Annotated in this window: 26 protein-coding genes; 13 read left to right on the top strand and 13 right to left on the bottom strand. The window is 69.6% G+C overall.

Annotation, left to right across the window (positions count from 1 at the left end):
• Positions 1–97 precede the first annotated feature (97 nt).
• The 4 genes from phnC (at position 98) to BM310_RS03145 (ending at position 2982) form a co-directional block, all read left to right on the top strand.
• Positions 98–898, top strand: coding sequence for a phosphonate ABC transporter ATP-binding protein (gene phnC, locus BM310_RS03160; RefSeq protein WP_089804546.1), 801 nt, complete (start codon positions 98–100; stop codon positions 896–898).
• On the top strand, positions 888–1853 hold the full coding sequence (gene phnE / locus BM310_RS03155) for a phosphonate ABC transporter, permease protein PhnE (protein ID WP_089804545.1): 966 nt from the start codon (positions 888–890) through the stop codon (positions 1851–1853). Before phnC ends, phnE begins: the two co-directional genes overlap by 11 nt.
• Positions 1854–1953: 100 nt before the next feature.
• Positions 1954–2160: a hypothetical protein gene (locus BM310_RS03150; protein ID WP_089804543.1), complete on the top strand. Its 207-nt coding sequence runs from the start codon at positions 1954–1956 to the stop codon at positions 2158–2160.
• A 72-nt stretch (positions 2161–2232) separates the two neighbouring features.
• Positions 2233–2982 (top strand): DUF6498-containing protein, encoded by a 750-nt coding sequence (locus BM310_RS03145; RefSeq protein ID WP_089804541.1) that lies wholly within the window; start codon positions 2233–2235, stop codon positions 2980–2982.
• Positions 2983–3024: 42 nt separating this feature from the next.
• Here the strand turns inward: BM310_RS03145 and trpB are convergent, their stop codons facing one another.
• The 4 genes from trpB to BM310_RS03125 form a co-directional block, all read right to left on the bottom strand.
• On the bottom strand, positions 3025–4176 hold the full coding sequence (trpB, locus tag BM310_RS03140; RefSeq protein WP_089806975.1) for a tryptophan synthase subunit beta: 1152 nt from the start codon (positions 4174–4176) through the stop codon (positions 3025–3027).
• 45 nt (positions 4177–4221) lie between these two features.
• Entirely contained in the window at positions 4222–4824 is a 603-nt protein-coding gene (locus BM310_RS03135) for a uracil-DNA glycosylase (protein WP_089804539.1), read from the bottom strand.
• A 118-nt stretch (positions 4825–4942) separates the two neighbouring features.
• Entirely contained in the window at positions 4943–5527 is a 585-nt protein-coding gene (locus BM310_RS03130; RefSeq protein WP_089804537.1) for an endonuclease dU, read from the bottom strand.
• A gap of 9 nt (positions 5528–5536) precedes the next feature.
• Complete coding sequence (locus BM310_RS03125; protein WP_089804535.1) at positions 5537–5713, bottom strand: DUF5786 family protein; 177 nt, start codon at positions 5711–5713, stop codon at positions 5537–5539.
• A gap of 168 nt (positions 5714–5881) precedes the next feature.
• On the opposite strand from BM310_RS03125, the gene BM310_RS03120 reads away from it, so the two are divergent.
• Complete coding sequence (locus BM310_RS03120; protein WP_089804534.1) at positions 5882–6508, top strand: MBL fold metallo-hydrolase; 627 nt, start codon at positions 5882–5884, stop codon at positions 6506–6508.
• Positions 6509–6561: 53 nt separating this feature from the next.
• Here BM310_RS03120 and BM310_RS03115 read toward each other — a convergent pair whose 3' ends face one another.
• Both BM310_RS03115 and BM310_RS03110 read right to left on the bottom strand, forming a co-directional pair.
• Positions 6562–6711: a 50S ribosomal protein L40e gene (locus tag BM310_RS03115; protein WP_089804532.1), complete on the bottom strand. Its 150-nt coding sequence runs from the start codon at positions 6709–6711 to the stop codon at positions 6562–6564.
• Between the two features lie 154 nt (positions 6712–6865).
• Complete coding sequence (locus BM310_RS03110; RefSeq protein ID WP_089804530.1) at positions 6866–7132, bottom strand: thioredoxin family protein; 267 nt, start codon at positions 7130–7132, stop codon at positions 6866–6868.
• A gap of 106 nt (positions 7133–7238) precedes the next feature.
• On the opposite strand from BM310_RS03110, the gene BM310_RS03105 reads away from it, so the two are divergent.
• The 5 genes from BM310_RS03105 (at position 7239) to BM310_RS03085 (ending at position 10546) form a co-directional block, all read left to right on the top strand.
• On the top strand, positions 7239–7403 hold the full coding sequence (locus tag BM310_RS03105) for a preprotein translocase subunit Sec61beta (RefSeq protein ID WP_089804528.1): 165 nt from the start codon (positions 7239–7241) through the stop codon (positions 7401–7403).
• Between the two features lie 102 nt (positions 7404–7505).
• The gene (gene pdxT / locus BM310_RS03100; protein ID WP_089804526.1) at positions 7506–8108 is read left to right on the top strand and encodes a pyridoxal 5'-phosphate synthase glutaminase subunit PdxT; all 603 of its coding nucleotides are present in this window, start codon (positions 7506–7508) and stop codon (positions 8106–8108) included.
• Between the two features lie 72 nt (positions 8109–8180).
• On the top strand, positions 8181–8483 hold the full coding sequence (gene hisE, locus BM310_RS03095; protein WP_089804524.1) for a phosphoribosyl-ATP diphosphatase: 303 nt from the start codon (positions 8181–8183) through the stop codon (positions 8481–8483).
• Between the two features lie 67 nt (positions 8484–8550).
• Positions 8551–9081, top strand: coding sequence for a preprotein translocase subunit SecD family protein (locus tag BM310_RS03090; RefSeq protein ID WP_089804521.1), 531 nt, complete (start codon positions 8551–8553; stop codon positions 9079–9081).
• A 211-nt stretch (positions 9082–9292) separates the two neighbouring features.
• Positions 9293–10546, top strand: a complete 1254-nt coding sequence (locus BM310_RS03085) for an MFS transporter (protein ID WP_089804519.1) — start codon at positions 9293–9295, stop codon at positions 10544–10546.
• A gap of 100 nt (positions 10547–10646) precedes the next feature.
• Here the strand turns inward: BM310_RS03085 and npdG are convergent, their stop codons facing one another.
• From npdG to BM310_RS03060, 5 genes are all read right to left on the bottom strand, one after another.
• The gene (gene npdG, locus BM310_RS03080; protein WP_089804516.1) at positions 10647–11315 is read right to left on the bottom strand and encodes an NADPH-dependent F420 reductase; all 669 of its coding nucleotides are present in this window, start codon (positions 11313–11315) and stop codon (positions 10647–10649) included.
• Positions 11316–11409: 94 nt separating this feature from the next.
• Positions 11410–11601: a DUF7534 family protein gene (locus tag BM310_RS03075; RefSeq protein ID WP_089804514.1), complete on the bottom strand. Its 192-nt coding sequence runs from the start codon at positions 11599–11601 to the stop codon at positions 11410–11412.
• Positions 11598–11981: a hypothetical protein gene (locus BM310_RS03070; protein ID WP_089804512.1), complete on the bottom strand. Its 384-nt coding sequence runs from the start codon at positions 11979–11981 to the stop codon at positions 11598–11600. Before BM310_RS03070 ends, BM310_RS03075 begins: the two co-directional genes overlap by 4 nt.
• Before the next feature lie 54 nt (positions 11982–12035).
• Positions 12036–12908: a TIGR01548 family HAD-type hydrolase gene (locus BM310_RS03065; RefSeq protein ID WP_089804510.1), complete on the bottom strand. Its 873-nt coding sequence runs from the start codon at positions 12906–12908 to the stop codon at positions 12036–12038.
• A gap of 25 nt (positions 12909–12933) precedes the next feature.
• Positions 12934–13365 (bottom strand): UPF0146 family protein, encoded by a 432-nt coding sequence (locus tag BM310_RS03060; RefSeq protein ID WP_089804508.1) that lies wholly within the window; start codon positions 13363–13365, stop codon positions 12934–12936.
• Between the two features lie 39 nt (positions 13366–13404).
• On the opposite strand from BM310_RS03060, the gene BM310_RS03055 reads away from it, so the two are divergent.
• The 3 genes from BM310_RS03055 to rtcA all read left to right on the top strand — a co-directional run bounded on the left by BM310_RS03055 (position 13405) and on the right by rtcA (position 15549).
• Positions 13405–13926, top strand: a complete 522-nt coding sequence (locus BM310_RS03055) for an archaemetzincin family Zn-dependent metalloprotease (RefSeq protein WP_089804506.1) — start codon at positions 13405–13407, stop codon at positions 13924–13926.
• Positions 13927–14058: 132 nt separating this feature from the next.
• The gene (locus tag BM310_RS03050) at positions 14059–14475 is read left to right on the top strand and encodes a universal stress protein (RefSeq protein WP_089804504.1); all 417 of its coding nucleotides are present in this window, start codon (positions 14059–14061) and stop codon (positions 14473–14475) included.
• On the top strand, positions 14476–15549 hold the full coding sequence (rtcA, locus tag BM310_RS03045) for an RNA 3'-terminal phosphate cyclase (RefSeq protein ID WP_089804503.1): 1074 nt from the start codon (positions 14476–14478) through the stop codon (positions 15547–15549).
• A gap of 16 nt (positions 15550–15565) precedes the next feature.
• On the opposite strand, the gene BM310_RS03040 is transcribed toward rtcA, so the two are convergent.
• Together BM310_RS03040 and BM310_RS03035 are read right to left on the bottom strand one after the other, a co-directional pair.
• Entirely contained in the window at positions 15566–16549 is a 984-nt protein-coding gene (locus tag BM310_RS03040) for a hypothetical protein (protein ID WP_089804501.1), read from the bottom strand.
• A gap of 6 nt (positions 16550–16555) precedes the next feature.
• Positions 16556–16765, bottom strand: coding sequence for a hypothetical protein (locus BM310_RS03035; RefSeq protein ID WP_089804499.1), 210 nt, complete (start codon positions 16763–16765; stop codon positions 16556–16558).
• Between the last annotated feature and the right edge of the window lie 30 nt (positions 16766–16795).

The following is a 16795-nucleotide window of genomic DNA, read 5'->3' as shown; positions in this document are numbered from 1 at the left end:
CCGTAGGCGTCCGTATCACGGCGTTTTGTTGTCAGGATTCACGAACGCACGACAGGTCCGCGTGTACGGCGAGACAGGGACCGACCACACATCAGATATGAGTACGATAGAAGTGACGGACCTCAGCAAGTCGTACGGGGACGTACAGGCCCTCGACGACGTCTCCTTCACCATCCCGGACGGCGAGTTCGTCGTCCTCCTGGGACAGTCCGGCGCGGGGAAGTCGACGCTGCTGCGCTGTCTCAACGGCATCACTCGCCCGACTGAGGGGTCGATTTCGATAGACGGTGCGGAGGTGCTGGGGCCACGGAACGACGTGGCGATGATATTCCAGCAGCACTACATCCTCGAACAAATAAGCGCGTACAGCAACGCGCTCACCGGTGCCCTCGGCCGCACGTCGTTTCTCCGCAGCCTGCTCGGGCGCTACGGCGACGGCGACAAGCGGGAGGCGCTCCGCGCCCTCGACACCGTCGGCCTCCTCGACGAGGCGAACCAGCGCGCCGGCAACATGAGCGGCGGGCAGCAACAACGCGTCGGCATCGCCCGCGCGCTGGTGCAGGAGCCGAGTCTGCTGTTGGCCGACGAACCGGTGGCGAGTCTCGACCCGGCCAGCGCGGAGACGGTGATGCGCTACATCCGCGACGCCGCCGCCGAGCGTGACCTGACCACCATCGCCAGCCTCCACCAGGTCAACATCGCCCGCGAGTTCGGCGAGCGGTTCATCGGGATGAAAGACGGTGAAATCGTGTTCGACGGCTACCGCGAGGAGTTCACCGTGGACGTCATCGACGAGATATACGGCGACATCGAGACGGAAGCGATTCGCGAGGAACGAACCGAGTCGTCCGCCGACGAACGACCGGCGCAGAGCGGAACACAGGCCCATGAGTACTGACACAGACCGGATTCGGGAGTCGCTGCGGAACATCCAGATAGCAAAGCGCGTCCGACTGCTGTTCTCGCTCGTCGTCCTCGCCGTGTTCGCGTTCGTCTTCACGAACGCGCTGAGCGAAGTGGGCTTCTCCGTCGGGGAGATAATCAAGTACTGGCCCGAGTTCTCCGACGCCCTCGGCGACTTCTTCCCGCCGGGGACGCTGTTCGGCGTGGTACCGTTCGTCGACGTGAGCCAGTACTGGGCGTTCATCCAGGAGCGCAACCTGCTCCTGCAGTTCGAGAACGGCAACCCCGTCCTCGGCGCGATGTTCGTCACGTTCGCGATGGGCTTCGCCGGCACCGTCCTCGGCATCCCCGGCGCCCTCCTCCTGGGCGTCCTCGGGTCCGAGCGCGTGACGCCGTACCCGTTCAACTTCATCTTCCGCGGGACGATGAGCATCATCCGCGCCATCCCGGCGCTGGTGTGGGCGCTCATCTACATCCCGCTGGGCGGCGTCTCCCCGTTCACGGCGACACTGGCCATCGGGACGGACACGATGGGGAACCTCGGTCGCCTGTTCACCGACGCGCTGGAGGAAGTCGAGGACGGACCCATCGAGGCAATCGAGTCCACCGGCGCGAACGGCCCGCAGAAGGTCGTGTTCGGGATGCTCTCGCAGGTGTTCACGCCCTTCATCGCGTGGACGATGTACATCCTCGAAATCAACGTCCGCATCGCCGTCACGATGGGTCTCATCGGCGGCGGCGGACTCGGCCAGGTGCTGCAGACACAGCGCGGTCTGTTCAAGTACACGAACATGATGGCGACCATCCTCGTCATCTTCGTGCTGGTCGTCTCCGTGGAGTTCGTCAGCCAGCGGGTCCGGTCGTACATCCGCGGCAACGAGGAGGGGACGAGCTTCCTCAAACTGCTCGTGGAGTTCCCCCAGCGGATGGCGCGGTCCATCTGGCAGTAAGGCGCGCGCGTCTGCGTCGCCTCGCCTTTTTCTCGCACGCCGAACGTCGGCGGCCCACTCGCCGAAACCGTTTCCACGCCGCGCGTCCCCACGGCGAGGCGTGAGCGAACTACTGGGAGTGCCGGGGAGCGTTCCGGTCGGCGCCCTGTTCGTCGTCGTCGGCTACCTCGTCCGGTATCGTGGGCGAACGGAACTGTTGAAGGGGGACAGAACGGGAGACGGCCGCACGGCGGGGGCGTTCTTCCTCGTCGCCGGCGTCGGCCTGCTCGGCTACGGCGTCACGCGACTGGTCGGCCTCGTTCCCTGAGGCGGCGAACGGCCGCAGTTTGGGGCGGCGGCACCTACGGATTCTTCTCCGTCCCCGGCGTACGCCGCGTCCGTGAGTCGAACCGAACTCGGGGCGGGCGGCGTACTTGGACCGCCGTCCGACGCGCCGGCGACGTCGCCGGCGGCGCTCGGAACGCTCCTCGCCGCCAACCTCGTCCCCCTCGTGGGCGTCCTCGCCCTCGGCTGGAACGTGTTCGACGTGCTAGCCGTCTACTGGGTGGAGAGCGGCGTCGTCGGCGTCCTGAACGTGCCGAAGGTGCTGCTCGCCAGCGGGCGGTACGAGGGCGACGCGACGTTCAGCATCGACGGGTCGCCCATCGACGTGTCGGGACCGGACGACGCGGACCCGGACGCCGGGCCGCGCGTCCACCCGTCGAACGTCTTCCCCGCGGCGTTCTTCTGTCTGCACTACGGCGTCTTCTGGGTCGTCCACGGCGCGTTCGTCCTGTTCGGCCTCCCCGCCTTCGCCGGGGTGCCCGTCGGCGTCGACGTCGCGGGCGTCGCCCTCGCGGGCGTCGCGATGGTCGTCAGTCACGGCGGGTCGTTCGCGTGGAACTACGTCGGCCGCGAGGAGTTCCGGACCGCCTCGCCGGGCGGACAGATGGCAGAACCGTACCGGCGCGTGTTCGTCCTCCACCTCACCATCGTCCTCGGCGCGTTCCTCGTCACCGCCCTCGGCGGGGCGGCGGTGCTGGTCGTCCTGCTGGTCGTGCTGAAGACGGGGCTGGACGCGGCGGCGCACGTGCGGGAACACCGGCGGGCGCGCCGTCGGACGGCCGGGGAGACGGGCGGGGCGACCTGACCGTCGGGTCGGAGTGACTGCCGACTAGGGCCGGCCGCCGCCTCAGAGGTCGAACTGCTCGGCGGCCGTCTCCATGTCCTTGTCCCCCCGACCGCTGAGGTTCACGAGGATGGTGTCGTGGTCGCCGGCCTCGGCCAACTGGACGGCGCGGGCCACGGCGTGGCTCGACTCCAGCGCCGGGATGATGCCCTCCGTCTCGCTGAGTTCCCGGAAGGCCGCGAGCGCCTCGTCGTCGGTGACGCCGGCGTAGTCGGCGCGCCCGACGGCGCGGTACATGGCGTGCTCCGGGCCGACGCCCGGGTAGTCGAGGCCGGCGGAGACGGAGTGAACCTCGACGTCGTCGTCGATGACGCGCGTCTTCATCCCGTGGATGACGTCGTCGGTGCCGTACGCAAGCGGGGCGGCGTGGCGCTTGGCCTCGTCGCCCTCGCCGCCGCCCTCGGCGCCGTAGAAGTCGACGTCGTCGTCGCGGAAGGCGTGGAAGAGGCCGATGGCGTTCGACCCGCCCCCGACGCAGGCGACGGCGGCGTCCGGGAGGCCGCCCGTCCGCTCGCGGAACTGCTCGCGGGCCTCGTCGCCGATGACCGACTGGAAGTCCCGGACCATCCGCGGGAACGGGTCGGGGCCGACGACGCTCCCGACGAGGTAGTGGGTGTCGTCGACGTTCGCGGCGAAGTCCTCCAAGGCGGCGTCCACCGCGTCGGCGAGGCCGGCGTCCCCCCGAGTGACCTCGTTCACGTCGGCCCCCATCAGCCGCATGCGGAAGACGTTCATCCGCTGCCGTTCGACGTCCTTCTTCCCCATGTAAATCTCCGTGTCGAGGCCGAGCAGAGCCCCGACCATCGCCGTCGCCGTCCCGTGTTGCCCGGCACCCGTCTCCGCGATGAGGCGGGTCTTGCCCGCCTTTTCGGCGAGGAGGGCCTGCCCCAGCGTGTTGTTTATCTTGTGCGCGCCCCCGTGGAGGAGGTCCTCGCGCTTGAGGTAGATGTCGGCCCCGTAGCGCTCGCTGAGGTTGCGCGCGTGGTACAGCGGCGTCGGCCGGCCGGCGAACGTCTCCAGCAGGTCGCGGAGGTCGGACTGGAACGCCTCCTCGTTCGCGACGTCGTCGTAGGCCTGCGCCAACCGGTCGAGCGGTTCTCTCAGCGGGTCGGGGACGTGTCGTCCGCCGTAGCCCTCGAAGTCTCCGTCTGACATGTTCACTCGACCATCGCCATCGACGGTCAAAATAGATTCCCCGCGTCAGAAGTCGCCGAGGCTCGACTGGCCGTCCGCGCCGTCGGCGAGTCCCGAGAGGTCCGCCGCCTTCGCGACGGCGTCGAAGAACGTGTCGCGCTGGCTCCGGTCGTACAGCGTCGCCGCCGGGTGGACGCAGACGAGGACGCGTTGGGACCGGTCGCCGAGGCGCACGTCAACCACGTCGCCCGCCTCCTTCGTCACGGCGACGGAGCGTTCCAGGAGGTGTTCGGAGGGCACCTTCCCGAGGGTGACGACGAGGTCCGGGGCGAGCAGTTCGAGTTCGCGTTCGAGGTAGCCCCGGCAGTTGCCCAGTTCGTCTTTCGTCGGGTCGCGGTTCTCCGGCGGCCGACAGCGCACGCAGTTGGTGATGCGCACGTCCGCCCGGGCCAGACCCACGTCGCGGAGGGCGTCGTCGAGGACGCTCCCCGACCGGCCGACGAACGGTTCGCCCCGTTCGTCCTCGTTCGCGCCCGGCGCTTCGCCGAGGAACACCAAGTCGGCGTCGTCGGGGCCGACGCCGTTGACTATCCGACTCCGGGACGCCACGAGGTCCGGACACCGTTCGCAGTCGCGGACGCAGAGGCCGTCCATCGCGTCGTCGCTCATACCGGAGAGGCGGGCCGGTGTGACTTGTACGCGGCGGTCGGTGTCGTGCCGTCGCGACCCCCACGCGCCGGTCGGTATCGTGCCGTCGCGACCCCCACGCGCCGGTCGGTCCCGACGCTCAGCGGCCGTCCCGGCCGCGCCACTCGCGGCCCGAACGCGCGAGGAGACGGGCCACGCGGAGCGGTTCCGGTCGGCCACCCTCGGGGGTGTACGCGCGGACGAGGCGCGCCGCCTCCGCGTCGTCGACGCCGACGGCGCGGACGAACACGGTGTCGTCGCCGACGGTCACGGGTCGGCGCGCCGGGAGGGCGTCGTACACCGCGCGGCGGGCGGCGAGTTCGTCGCCGGAGAACTGCGCCTCGAGTGCGGATTCCAGTCCCTCGCTCTCCTCGAAGGAGACGGCGACGACGGGGCGTTCGACGGCGTCCGCGAGGCGTTCGACGTCGACGAGGTTGAACCACGCGGGGGCGACGCCCGCGACGAACAGCAGACGCACGTCTTCGCGGCCGAGTTCGGCAAAAAGTCGTCGGATGGCGTCCGTGGCGTCCGTGCCGCCGACCGTACACGTCTCGAAGGCCGCGCCGTCGACGACGCGGTCCGCGCGGACGACTGCACCGCAGAGCACGCTCTCGGACCCGACCCCGTCCTCGTACGACTCGGCGACGCCGAGTGCGCGCGCGCCCGACTTGACCGGCGGCGTCACGTCGCCCCGTCAGTCGTCCTTGATCTCTTGCAGACGGTCCAGCAGTTCCTCGTTCGACGCGCCGTTCTCGAACTCGACCTCGCCCTTGTGGTCGTTCTCCGAGGTTGCGACGCCGTCGTTCTCGTCAAGGTCCTGGTCGTAGTCTTGACTCTCCTGCTCGGACTCGTCGTAGCTCCCAAATCCCATACGAGTCGACGTAGACGGCTCAGACGGAAAAATGATACGCAGGTGAGAATTTTGTTCATAGATTGAACATCGGAAATATACGGTCGAGCGGCGATTGGGTGCGTCGGAGGGACGAGCGACCGTGCCGAGTCGGTGGGGGTTTTTCTTCGCGCGGCCGTACGGGCACCCATGGAAATCGTCACGGTCACCGACGGCGCGGAACAGTTCACCTGTAACGCGTATCTCGTCCTCGGCGAACGGAACGTGCTCGTAGACGCCGGGACGATGCCCGGCGTCGAAGACGTCGTCGCCGAGCACACCGACGCGCTGGACGCCGTCGTCCTCACGCACCAGCACACCGACCACGTCGGCGAACTCGACGCCGTCCTCGACGCCTTCGACGCCGACCTGTACGCGTACGCGGACCACCCGCGCCGGACCGGCGAACTCGAAGACGGCGACGAACTCCGGATGGGCGACGAGACGTTCGAGGTGGTGTACACACCCGGTCACGCCTCCGACCACGTCTCCCTCGTCGGCGAGACGCGCGTGTTCAGCGGCGACGTCGTCGTCCACGACGACGGCGCGTTCGACGACGGCAGTTTCGGCCGGACGGACATGCCCGGCCAGTCGCGCGAACGCCTCGTCGAGAGCCTCCGAACTCTCCTCAGACGGATGCCGGACACCGTCGCGGAACTGTACGCGGGCCACGGCGACGTGTTCCGCTCGGACCCGGACGGCGACTCCGTGCGGGACGTGATAGAGCGGGCGCTCTCACGCGCGGAACGGCGCGAACCGAAGTACCCCGACGACTGAGCGGCCCGGACGCGCCGCTACGCCGGCGGAAGATGGAGAGAAAGGGCGTCCGATTACGCGGCGCGGCGTTCCTTCGACTTCGGACGGAGGTTCTTGTAGCCGCACTTTCGGCAGGCCTTCGCACGCGCGGGGTTGCGCGCGTTACAGCGCATGCAGATCTGCTTCTCCAGCGTTCGCTTGGTCGCGGCGTCGTTGGTTGGCATACACGTCAGTTCCCCAGCCGCCCGTATAACGCTTGCGAGAGCGTCTGGCGCGGACGGGGCCCGCACGGCGCCACCGCGGACGCCCGACCCGGGGCGTGACGCGTCGCGGTCGCTGATCGCACGGGCGAAGCGTCGAGAGAACGGTCGTGACCGGTTACGCGCCCGCCTTCTGCAGGGCGTCTTCGAGGTCCTCTCGCTGAGTGACGCCGACGAATCGGTCGACGATGCCGTCGTCGTTCTCGACGATGAGCGTCGGGAGCGAGCGAACCTGATACTCGTTGGCCACGTCCTGTTGTTCGTCTACGTCGACCTTCTCGAACTCGACGTCCGCGTAGTCGGCTTCGAGTTCGTCGAGAATCGGGTCCTGCGTCTTGCACGGCCCGCACCAGTCGGCGTAGAAGTCCTTGAGTCGAACGGTCATCGTGATCCCTCTGGTCGTTACCGAGCCCGGCGCATAAGGGTTTCTTACCCACCCCCGTTCGGCCAGAGTCGAAACGTTTAGGCGAAGGGGAGGCGGAGTGACTGCCATGAGCAGCGGACAGAACAGCGGTGGCTTGATGTCTAGTGCGGGTCTCGTTCGGTACTTCGACGCCGAGGACCGCAACGCCATCCGTCTCGACCCCAAGAGCGTCGTCGCGTTCGGCCTCCTCTTCGGCGTCGGCGTCCTCGTCCTGAACGCCGTCGCGTTCTGAACGGCCGAACCGGTCCCCGGACCTCCCGAACGCACGTCCTCGTAGCCGGTGCGACGCCGGCCGAACGTTCACTTTTTCACCCCCGGACACCGACGGGCACGTATGTTACGCGCAGGCGTCGTCGCCGTGCAGGGCGACGTGTCCGAACACGCCGCGGCCATCCGTAGCGCGGCCGAGGCCCACGGAGAACCGGTCGAAGTCGTCGAGATTCGTCAGTCCGGCCACGTCCCCGACTGCGACGTGCTTCTCGTCCCCGGCGGCGAGTCCACGGCCATCTCGCGCCTCCTGAAGCGCGAGGGCATCGACGAGGAGATACGCGACCACGTCGCCGCCGGCAAACCCGTGCTGGCGACGTGCGCCGGACTCATCGTCGCCTCCCGGGACGCGAAGGACGACCGGGTGGAGACGCTGGACCTGCTAGACGTGACCGTCGACCGGAACGCGTTCGGCCGACAGGTGGACAGTTTCGAGGCCCCCCTCGACGTCGAGGGGATGGACGACCCCTTCCCGGCGGTGTTCATCCGCGCCCCCCTCATCGACGAGGTGGGCGAGGGCGTCGACGTGTTGGCCGAGTGGGAGGGGACGCCCGTCGCCGTGCGGCAGGGTCCCGTCGTCGGCACCTCCTTCCACCCCGAACTGACCGACGACAGTCGCCTGCACGACCTGGCGTTCTTCGACCGAATCGAGGCCGAGGCCGCGGACTGAGGCTCGTCTCACACGCTCGCGCCGTCGTTCGGGAGTCAGAACCGTTTTCTCGCGACGTTCCCACGCACCGGTATGACCGATGAATCCGACTCCGACGCGGTGCTCGACGCCCTGTTCTCGACCATCGAGGCGCGGAAGGCCGAGTTGCCGGACGACTCGTACACCACGACCTTGTTCACCCACGAGAAGGGCGAGAACTACGTCTTGGAGAAGATAGGCGAGGAGACGACGGAGGCCATCCTCGCGGCGAAGGACGACGACACCGAGGAGTTGCTGGCCGAGAGCGCCGACCTCGTGTATCACCTGCTCGTCCTCCTCTCGATGAAGGGCGCCTCGCTGGACGACCTGCGCGCCGAACTGCGGGACCGCTTCTGACGGACTCCCGAGAACGCCCGACTCCGAGCACACAAGAACTTTGTAGACATGTTCGATAGGTGAGTGTATGCCGCCCTCCAGACGTGCGACGCTCGGACTGTTCGGAACGACAGCGACAGCCCTCCTCGCGGGATGCTCCGCCGCGGGACTGGAAACCGACGACGACGCGACGGCGCAATCGGGTTCGAGAACCGAGACGGACGAAGGCGGAACGCCGACCGCCGACGCCGCGGACCCGGCGAGCGTCGAGATGCGCCTCGTCGGCCCAGAGACGGACCGGACGCTGTTCACCGGGGCCGGCGTGTCGCGCGTCGGCGAGGTGCAGAAACAGCGGTCGGGCGGGTACGGCCTGCCGGTCGTCCTCGCCGACGCCACGGCGGCCGAGGTGAGCGAGGCGTTTCGCGCGGCCGGCGTCGGCGAAGACCCCGACCCGTTCGAGGTGGTCCTGCGGTACGACGGCGAGACGGTCAACCGGTTCGGCGTCTCGGCGCGTCTCGCGGCGGACATCGCCGAGGGCGAGTGGGAGGGAGAGTTCATCCTGATGGTCGAGGACCGCGAGACCGCCGCGGAGATTCGGCAGACTCTCGCGGACGACTGACCCCGCTCGAACCGTCGGTTCGCGGGTCGTGCGGTGTGTCCGATCGACCCGACTCTCGAGCGGATTCGCGGAGGGAAACGCCCGATTCCAAAGCACCAAGAGGCGGGTCGCCGACTCCACAGCCAGTCAGGATGGCGTCCACGAGAACCCCGCCGGCGACCGCCGCGAGCGCTCGGTCTCGCCCGGGAGCGACACACCGAGGGGGCGGGACGTGAGCCGGTGGTTCGGCGGCGACGAACCGAGCGTTCGCTTCGTCGCCGGGAGCCTCATCGCCGGCGTGTTCTTCGGCGGCGTCGGCGCCGGCGTCGCCTTCCCGACGCTCCCGACGTTCGGACCCATCCTCGGCATCTCGCCGTTCCTCGTCGGCCTCATCCTCTCGACCAACCGTTTCACTCGACTGGTGATGAACACGCCCGCCGGGCAGGTGCTGGACCGGTACGGGACGCGCCGGCCGATGATAGCCGGCTTCGTCGGGCAGGGACTCGCGCCGTTCGGCTACGTCCTCGGCCTCCACGCGGCCGTCGTCCCCCTCGACAGCGCGACGGTGTTCGTCCTCTCGCGGGCCGTCTGGGGGGTCGGCTCCGCGTTCGTGTTCGTCGGCGCGTTCAGCACCATCACGCACGTCACGACGGCGGCGAACCGCGGCAAGTGGGTCGGCTACATGCGCGGCGGCCAGAGCCTCGGCTTCCCGGCCGGACTCGTGGTCGGCGGCCTCGTCACCGACGCCCTCGGCTACTCGGAGGCGTTCCTCGTCGCCGGCTGTGCCGGCCTGTTCGCCGCCGCCGTCGTCGCGTTGGTCCTCCCGAACGTTCGCACCGACGTCTCGGCGACGAGTTCGCTGCGCGAGGTGCCGAAACTCGTCCGGACGGACGTGCGCATCTTCACCGTCGGCGCGGTCAACTTCGCCGTCCGGTTCCTGTTCGCCGGCGTCCTCCTCTCGACGGCCGTCCTCTACGCCGGCGCGCACGACATCAGCATCGGCGTGCTGTCCGAGACGGGCGTCAGCGGCGTCGTCATGGCCGTCGCCGTCGTCGCGTCGAGTCTCACCACGCTCGTCGTCGGTCGCTACTCGGACCGGCTCTCGAACCGCGCGGCGCTGACGCTGCCGGCACTCGGACTGCTCGCCGCCGGGTTCGCCCTCCTCGCCCTCGTCCCGACGCTCGCGGCGACGCTGGTCGCCGTCGCCCTCGTCGGCGTCGGCGTCGGCGGGTCGAACCCGCCGTTGCTCGCGTACCTCGGCGACCTCAGCCCCTCGGACGACGTGGGCAAACTCGGCGGCGTCTACAACGTGTTCGGCGACCTCGGGTCGACGCTCGGCCCCCTCGTCGCGGTACCGCTGGTCGAGATAGTCGGGTTCCGCGCGGAGTATCTGGCCTGCGTCGGACTGGTCCTCGTCGTCGGCGCCCTCGTCGCGAAGACGCTGTACGGGGAGGCGGCGACGGTGCCGCGGTCGGAACTGTCGTAGCCGGGGCCGTCGCCGGGACCGAAGCCTCCGTAGAGACCGACGCCCCCGCAGAGGCCGACGTCGCCGACCGACAGTCGCCGGCGGAGCGCCGACCGGCGGCCTACCGGAACTGCACGCCCAGGTCGTGCATGCCGTCGTTGTTCCGGGCGACGTTGATGAGAAGCGGCGTGAGCGACTCGACTTCCGCGGCGTTGGCGATGCCGCCCACGTCGAGGGCGCGGAGTTCCGGTATCTCCTCGGCGAGTCGCATCACCATGTCCTTCGAGTCGAAGTCGTCGCCGACCACGAGGGTGTCGATGCCCAACTCGGCGTCCAGGTCCGCGAGGCGGCCCGCCGCGAGGTTGTGGAACGCGCCGACGACGGCGACGCCCTCGGGGGCGGCGTCGGCGACCAACTGCGTGACGCTGCCGGCGCCCGGCGGGTGGTAGTGGAAGCCGTCGTCGTCGCGCTTGATGCCCGCCGCGGGCGTCACCAGCACGTCGCCCTCGGCGAGACTGTCCGAGACGGCCTCGACGGTGTCGGCGACGTGGTACGGCGGCACCGCGAGGACGACGATAGACGCCCGGTCGGCGGCCATCTCGTTGGCGAAGCCGTTGACCTTCACGTCGCGGCCGCGACTCGACAGTTCCGTCTCGTACTCGTCGGCCTTCGCGCGGGCCTTGTCCGGGTCGCGCGAGCCGACGACCACGTCGTGGTCCGTGTGGTAGGCCCAGCGCAGGGCGAGTCCCTCGCCGATGTCGCCGGTCCCACCGAGAAGTGCGATTCGCATGCTATCGACTGCGGACGGCGGCAGGTAAAGCGTTGCGTGACCGGGCGCGTCTGCCGCCGCCTCCGGCGAGGCGGCGGACCCGGACCGCCCGCCCTCACGGCGACTCGAACTCGGGACCGTACGTGACGAGGAAGGCTATCAGGGGCGCGACGACGAGCGTCCCGAGCAGGACGTACTGCCGTATCCCCGCCGTCGCCGGCAGGATGGCCCAGACGCCGAGGCCGAGGGCGTCCACGGCGAACATCACGACCAGAAACCGCGTGAGGTGCGAGAGCGTGTCGCTCACGCCGAGACACCTCCCCGACCCCAGCGGCGCGGGTTCAGTCGCGTCGCCGCGTACGTCGCGGCGAGCCACCCGGCCGCGAGCGAGACGACGTTACCGGCGAGTCCGCCGAAGCCGACGGCGTCGAGGCCCAGTCGGAGGGTGAACGAGACGACGAAGAACGACGCGAACCGCGCGGTCACGTCGCCCGCCTCGGCCGTCGGCGACGCGGCGAACGCGAACGCGCGGAACACCAACGGGACGGCGACGACGAACGCGAGTGCAGCGAGGGCGAACGGGACGAAACCCGTCGGGTCCGGCGCGAGGAAGAACCCGAGCGGTGCCGCGACGACCAGACCGAACAGGGCGGCCCAGACGAGGTGTTCGAGACGAAGCGCGTCCATGTTCTCGGGTCGGGCCGCCGTCGGCCTAAATGTACGCCTGTTCACGCCCACCGGTCACTCCTGAGCGGTCAGCAGGTCCGGCAGGTCGTTCACCGAGTCGACGACGGCCGCCGCGCCCGCCGCCTCGTACTTCTCGCGGCCCGCCTCGCCGGTCAGGCCGCCCGTGAGGACGCCGACGCCGTGGTACGTCCTGCCGGCGTCCGCCTCGGCGGCGTTGACGGCGGTCCGCACGTCGTCGAGGGTGTCGCCGACGAAGACGACGCTCTCGGCGTCGAGGCGGTCCGCCAGCGTCGTGAGGGCGCGGGGGTGAGGCTTGCCCTCCTCCCAGTCGTCCATCGTGAACCGGTGGTCCTCGGGGACGGCCAGACGGGCGCGCGAGAGGGCGATGTCCGCCTCGGCGGCGGGGCGGCCGGTGAGGACGCCGACGCGGTGGTTGGAGGTGAGGTAGTCGAGCGTCTCTCCCTCGACGATGACCGGTTCGTCGTGGATGTAGCCCGGGGCCTCGAACGGCGGGTCCCCGCCCTCCAGTTCGCGGTAGCGGTCCGTTCCGAGGTAGAGCGCCTGAAACGCCTCGCGGAGGCCCTCGCGGTCCCACGCCTCGCTGACGGCCGCGTAGTCGTCGGGGTCGAGGTGGGCCTCGGCGACGGCTTCGGCGGCGGCGAGTCCCCCGCCGCGGTCGTGGATGCGGTCGGTGAACTCGGCGACCGACATCGGCGCTCGGTCGTCGACGAGGAGACAGAGCGCGGCGGCGTCCGTCAGTTCCCAGTCGTTGTTGAAGCCGCCGGCGTCCTTGAACCGTTGGACGTCGGCCTTGTCGATGGTCCGGTCGTACAGGCGCGCTATCGACTCGACGATTGCGCGGCGGTAAGAGTCGGCCACGTCGACGAGGACGCCGTCCACGTCGAGGACGACTGCGTCTGCGTGCATACCGAGAGGCGGCGGGGCGGAACCGTTAGCGTTGTCCTTTCGGACGGTCGTCGCAGGCGACGACGTACAGCGTCTCGGCGCCGTCGGCCAGCGTCTCGGCGTCGCAGGGGACGGCGGGCGCGTCGAAGCCGAGCGTGGTGAACAGGAAGTCCGCGTCGACGGCGGCAGCCACGTCGCGGACCGGCCGGTGGAGTTCGGGCGGGAGGTTCAGTGCGTAGACGGCGTCGGCGCGGTACGCCGGGCCGGGGTCTGCGCGTTCGCTCGCGGCCACGACGTCGTCCTCGACGAAGCGGAGTTCGGGGGGAACGTCGAACGGGTGGACGTCCGTGACGGTCACCGCCGACCCGGCGGCGGCGAGGGCGACGGCCACCGCCGGACGGCGGCCGACCCCGACCTCCGTGAGTCGCTCGTACTCCGAGAGACGTGCAGTAAGAGCGTCTCGAACTGGGGATTCCACGGCGGGATATTTATGACACCGCCCCGCTTAACAACTTTCATGCTTGTCGATATCGTGCCTATCGGGGACCTCCCTGCGCAGGTGAAGCGCGAGGCTTCTGCGGCCCTCCGCGGCGTCTACGACTGCGACGTCACCGTCCACAGCGAGCAGTCCATCCCCGAAGGCGCGTTCGACCGCGGCCGGAACCAGTATCGAGCGGAGCAGTTCATCGAACTCGCGAGTCGGGTCGGCAGCGGCGAGAAGAACATCGGTATCACGGCGCAGGACCTCTACTACCGGCGTCGAAACTACGTCTTCGGACTCGCCTATCTCAACGGAAACGGGTCGGTCATCTCGACGTATCGGCTCCAGACGTCCTCCGACGGCGGCATCTCGACCAAGCCGCAGGCCGAGGTGTTCTCCGACCGGGTCCGGAAGGAAGTCGTCCACGAAATCGGCCACACGCTCGGACTCGAACACTGCGACAACTCGAAGTGCGTCATGTCCTTCTCCCCCACGGTCCGCGAGGTGGACGTGAAGGAGGAACACCTCTGCGGCACCTGTAGCCGACTGGTCCACTGAGGCGTCCGGTCGTTCTCCGCGAACCCATCGCATCCGTACCCGCACCCGTACCGCGGGGCAGCGACGGGATTGGCGCGCCCGTACCACAGCCACACATAAGCACCCCGCCGCCCTATTGCAGACGGTGAAACGATGCACTACGTCGTGGCCGTCGACGGCTCTGAACCCGGGGAGAAGGCACTCGACCACGCGCTGATGCTCGCGACGCGTCTCGACGCGACGCTGTCGGTCGTCTACTCGGTCGAACCCAGAGTCGTCGCCGAAGATGGCGACGAGATGTACCGAGAGGACCCCGACGCCGCCGAGGAACGCGGCGAGGAGATACTGGCGGCCGCCGAGGGACGCGCCCGGGAGTCCGGCGTCTCCGTCGAGACGGTGATGCTGTGGGGCGACCCCGCGCAGACGATTCCGTCCTACGCCGAGGAGAACGGCGTGGACGGCATCGTCGTCGGCCACCGCGGCCTCTCCCGTCGCGTCGAGGGGATGGTCGGCAGCGTCGCCAAGAGCATCGTCCAGCGCGCCACCGTCCCCGTCACCGTCGTCCGATAGATGCTCGAACTCGACGGCGGCGACGGCGGCGGCCAACTCGTCCGAACCGCGCTCTCGCTGTCCGCCCTCACGGGGCAGGCGATTCGCGTCGAGAACGTCCGGGGGAGCCGCCCGAACCGGGGGCTCCGACCGCAACACGTCGCCGCCGTCGAGGCCGTCGGCGCGGCGACGGACGCGACGCTCGACGGCGTCGAACGGGAGAGCGACGCCTTCTCGTTCGCCCCGGAGGCGGTCCGCGGCGGCACGTTCACGGTGGACGTCGGGTCGGCGGGGAGCGCGACCCTCGTCTGCGACGCCGTCGCACCGCTGGCCGTCGCACTCGACCGACCGCTCACGCTCACCGTCCGCGGCGGGACGGACGTGAAGTGGTCGCCGCCGGCGGACTTCCTCCGCCACGTGAAACTTCCCCTCCTGCGGGCCGTCGGCGTGCGCGCCGACCTGAGCGTCCACCGGCGCGGGTTCTACCCCGCGGGCGGCGGCCGTCTCACGCTGACGCTCCGGCCGTCGTCGCCGTCGGAACTCCGCCTGTCGAACCGCGGCCCGGTCGAACGCCTCTCGGCGTCCGCCGTCGCCTCGGAGTCGCTCGAATCGGCGTCGGTGGCCGAGCGGATGGCCGACGCCGTCCGTGAGCGACTGGGCGGCGCGGGAACGGCCGAGCGGCCGGTGAAGGCGACGGCGCGGTACGTCGAATCGGACTGTCCGGGCGCCGTCGTCACCCTCGTCGCCGACTGCGGGTCGTCGCGGGCGGGGTTCGACGCGGTCGGAGAGCGCGGCCTCCCGTCCGAGGACGTCGCCGGCCGGGCCGTCGAGGCGTTCCGGTCGTGGCGGGCGACGGGCGCGCCGGTGGACGAACACCTCGGCGACCAACTGCTCCTGTGGGTCGCCCTCGCCGGCGGCGAACTGCGACTCCCACGCGTCACCGACCACGTGCGGACGAACGCCGAGACGATACGGGCGTTCGGCTACGGGCTCCGAGTCGGCGACGGCGAGGAGAGTCGAACCGGCGAAGAGACGGGAGCCGACGAGGAGGACGGTACCGGCGGCGTGGTGGCGACCGCGCCGTCGCCCGAGTGACCCGCCGGCCGCCGCCTCAGAACCGACCGATGTCCGTCTGCTCCTCGGGCGGGACGAACGGGCCGACGGAGACGGTGTAGCGCGTGACGGTGGCGACGCGGAAGATGTGGGCGACGAGAATCGCCATCGGCGCGAAGACGACGACGAACGCGGCGCTGACGACCCACGGCAGGAGCGTGGCGGGGACGGCCACCGACGGCTGACTGGTGTAGAGGAGCACCGTCACGACGGCCGCGGCGAGGGCGAGCAGACCCGAGTAGATGAGCCGCTTCGACAGGAGCGCGAGGTCCTGCTGGAGCGCCATCGTCTTGAGGAACTGTCGAGTGATGGCGACGGCACGGAGCAGGTCGTACAGGTCGTCGAGCGCGGCTTCGGCCTCGGCGGAGAGGTCGTCGCCGAACTCCTCTCTGAGGTGGCGCGTCGCGGTCATCTGCTCGGCGTACTCCGAGGAGAGCGTCCGAGAGAGGACGTCCATCGTCGTGTTCTCGTCGTCGGCGTCGCCGAACTGCTCGGCGTACGTCTGCAACTCCTCGGCGTACGACCGCACCGCGCCGTCGGAGGGGTCGCCGACTTCGGCCACCTCGACTTCGAGCGCGGAGGCCCGGTCCCGCACCGCCTCGGATATCTCCACGAGGAACGTGCCCGGGTCGTTCGAGACGGTGGTGACGTCGAGGACCGCCGCGGCGTCACGCCGGAAGTCCAGCGTCGCGTCGAGGCGGTCGTTCAGGTCGTTCGGCGCGCCGAAGATGCGCGAGAGGATGAGCTGGTTGATGGAGAGCGTGACGGTGATGATGGTGGCGAGGCCCGAGAGGACGCCGCTTCCGAGGAGCGTCGGGATGTAACTGCCCTCGCCGATGCGGAGCACCTCCGAGAGCGTCAGCCACAGCGACCCGGCGAAGACGACGGCGAGGAGGACCGCCGCGACGGCCAGTCGGTCGCCGTTGACGAGCCACCACTCTCTGAGGCTTCGGGCGAACGAAATGTCGCGAGAACCGCTCATCGGGCGTCAGCGGCGGCTGAGGAACCGGAGGAGGACCTGCGCGACCGTACCGAGTTTGGTCGACCGGCTCGAGACGAGGGCGACGCCGACGAGGAGGAGCGCCCGCTTCGGCCTCTTCCGGAGGAGCGCGAACACGGCCTGCAAGAGCGGTATCGCCACGCTCAGCGTTCGCATCTCGTTCCCGCTCAGCGCGCTCTTGAGTCGGTCAGTCTTCATACAGGTAGTCGACGCGGCGCACCGTTAACG

The sequence above is a fragment of the Halogeometricum rufum genome, assembly GCF_900112175.1.
GTDB lineage: Archaea > Halobacteriota > Halobacteria > Halobacteriales > Haloferacaceae > Halogeometricum > Halogeometricum rufum.
The sequence above is the reverse complement of the archived record's forward strand: the minus strand, read 5'-3'. Positions and strand labels throughout refer to the sequence as shown.

Coding starts and splice junctions, on each gene's coding strand:
- phnC (WP_089804546.1), top strand. CDS start 98: ATGAGTACGATAGAAGTGACGGACCTCAGCAAGTCGTACGGGGACGTA.
- phnE (WP_089804545.1), top strand. CDS start 888: ATGAGTACTGACACAGACCGGATTCGGGAGTCGCTGCGGAACATCCAG.
- trpB (WP_089806975.1), bottom strand. CDS start 4,176: ATGTCAGACGGAGACTTCGAGGGCTACGGCGGACGACACGTCCCCGAC.
- BM310_RS03135 (WP_089804539.1), bottom strand. CDS start 4,824: ATGAGCGACGACGCGATGGACGGCCTCTGCGTCCGCGACTGCGAACGG.
- BM310_RS03125 (WP_089804535.1), bottom strand. CDS start 5,713: ATGGGATTTGGGAGCTACGACGAGTCCGAGCAGGAGAGTCAAGACTAC.
- BM310_RS03120 (WP_089804534.1), top strand. CDS start 5,882: ATGGAAATCGTCACGGTCACCGACGGCGCGGAACAGTTCACCTGTAAC.
- BM310_RS03115 (WP_089804532.1), bottom strand. CDS start 6,711: ATGCCAACCAACGACGCCGCGACCAAGCGAACGCTGGAGAAGCAGATC.
- BM310_RS03110 (WP_089804530.1), bottom strand. CDS start 7,132: ATGACCGTTCGACTCAAGGACTTCTACGCCGACTGGTGCGGGCCGTGC.
- BM310_RS03105 (WP_089804528.1), top strand. CDS start 7,239: ATGAGCAGCGGACAGAACAGCGGTGGCTTGATGTCTAGTGCGGGTCTC.
- pdxT (WP_089804526.1), top strand. CDS start 7,506: ATGTTACGCGCAGGCGTCGTCGCCGTGCAGGGCGACGTGTCCGAACAC.
- hisE (WP_089804524.1), top strand. CDS start 8,181: ATGACCGATGAATCCGACTCCGACGCGGTGCTCGACGCCCTGTTCTCG.
- BM310_RS03090 (WP_089804521.1), top strand. CDS start 8,551: ATGCCGCCCTCCAGACGTGCGACGCTCGGACTGTTCGGAACGACAGCG.
- npdG (WP_089804516.1), bottom strand. CDS start 11,315: ATGCGAATCGCACTTCTCGGTGGGACCGGCGACATCGGCGAGGGACTC.
- BM310_RS03070 (WP_089804512.1), bottom strand. CDS start 11,981: ATGGACGCGCTTCGTCTCGAACACCTCGTCTGGGCCGCCCTGTTCGGT.
- BM310_RS03065 (WP_089804510.1), bottom strand. CDS start 12,908: ATGCACGCAGACGCAGTCGTCCTCGACGTGGACGGCGTCCTCGTCGAC.
- BM310_RS03055 (WP_089804506.1), top strand. CDS start 13,405: ATGCTTGTCGATATCGTGCCTATCGGGGACCTCCCTGCGCAGGTGAAG.
- BM310_RS03050 (WP_089804504.1), top strand. CDS start 14,059: ATGCACTACGTCGTGGCCGTCGACGGCTCTGAACCCGGGGAGAAGGCA.
- rtcA (WP_089804503.1), top strand. CDS start 14,476: ATGCTCGAACTCGACGGCGGCGACGGCGGCGGCCAACTCGTCCGAACC.
- BM310_RS03040 (WP_089804501.1), bottom strand. CDS start 16,549: ATGAGCGGTTCTCGCGACATTTCGTTCGCCCGAAGCCTCAGAGAGTGG.
- BM310_RS03035 (WP_089804499.1), bottom strand. CDS start 16,765: ATGAAGACTGACCGACTCAAGAGCGCGCTGAGCGGGAACGAGATGCGA.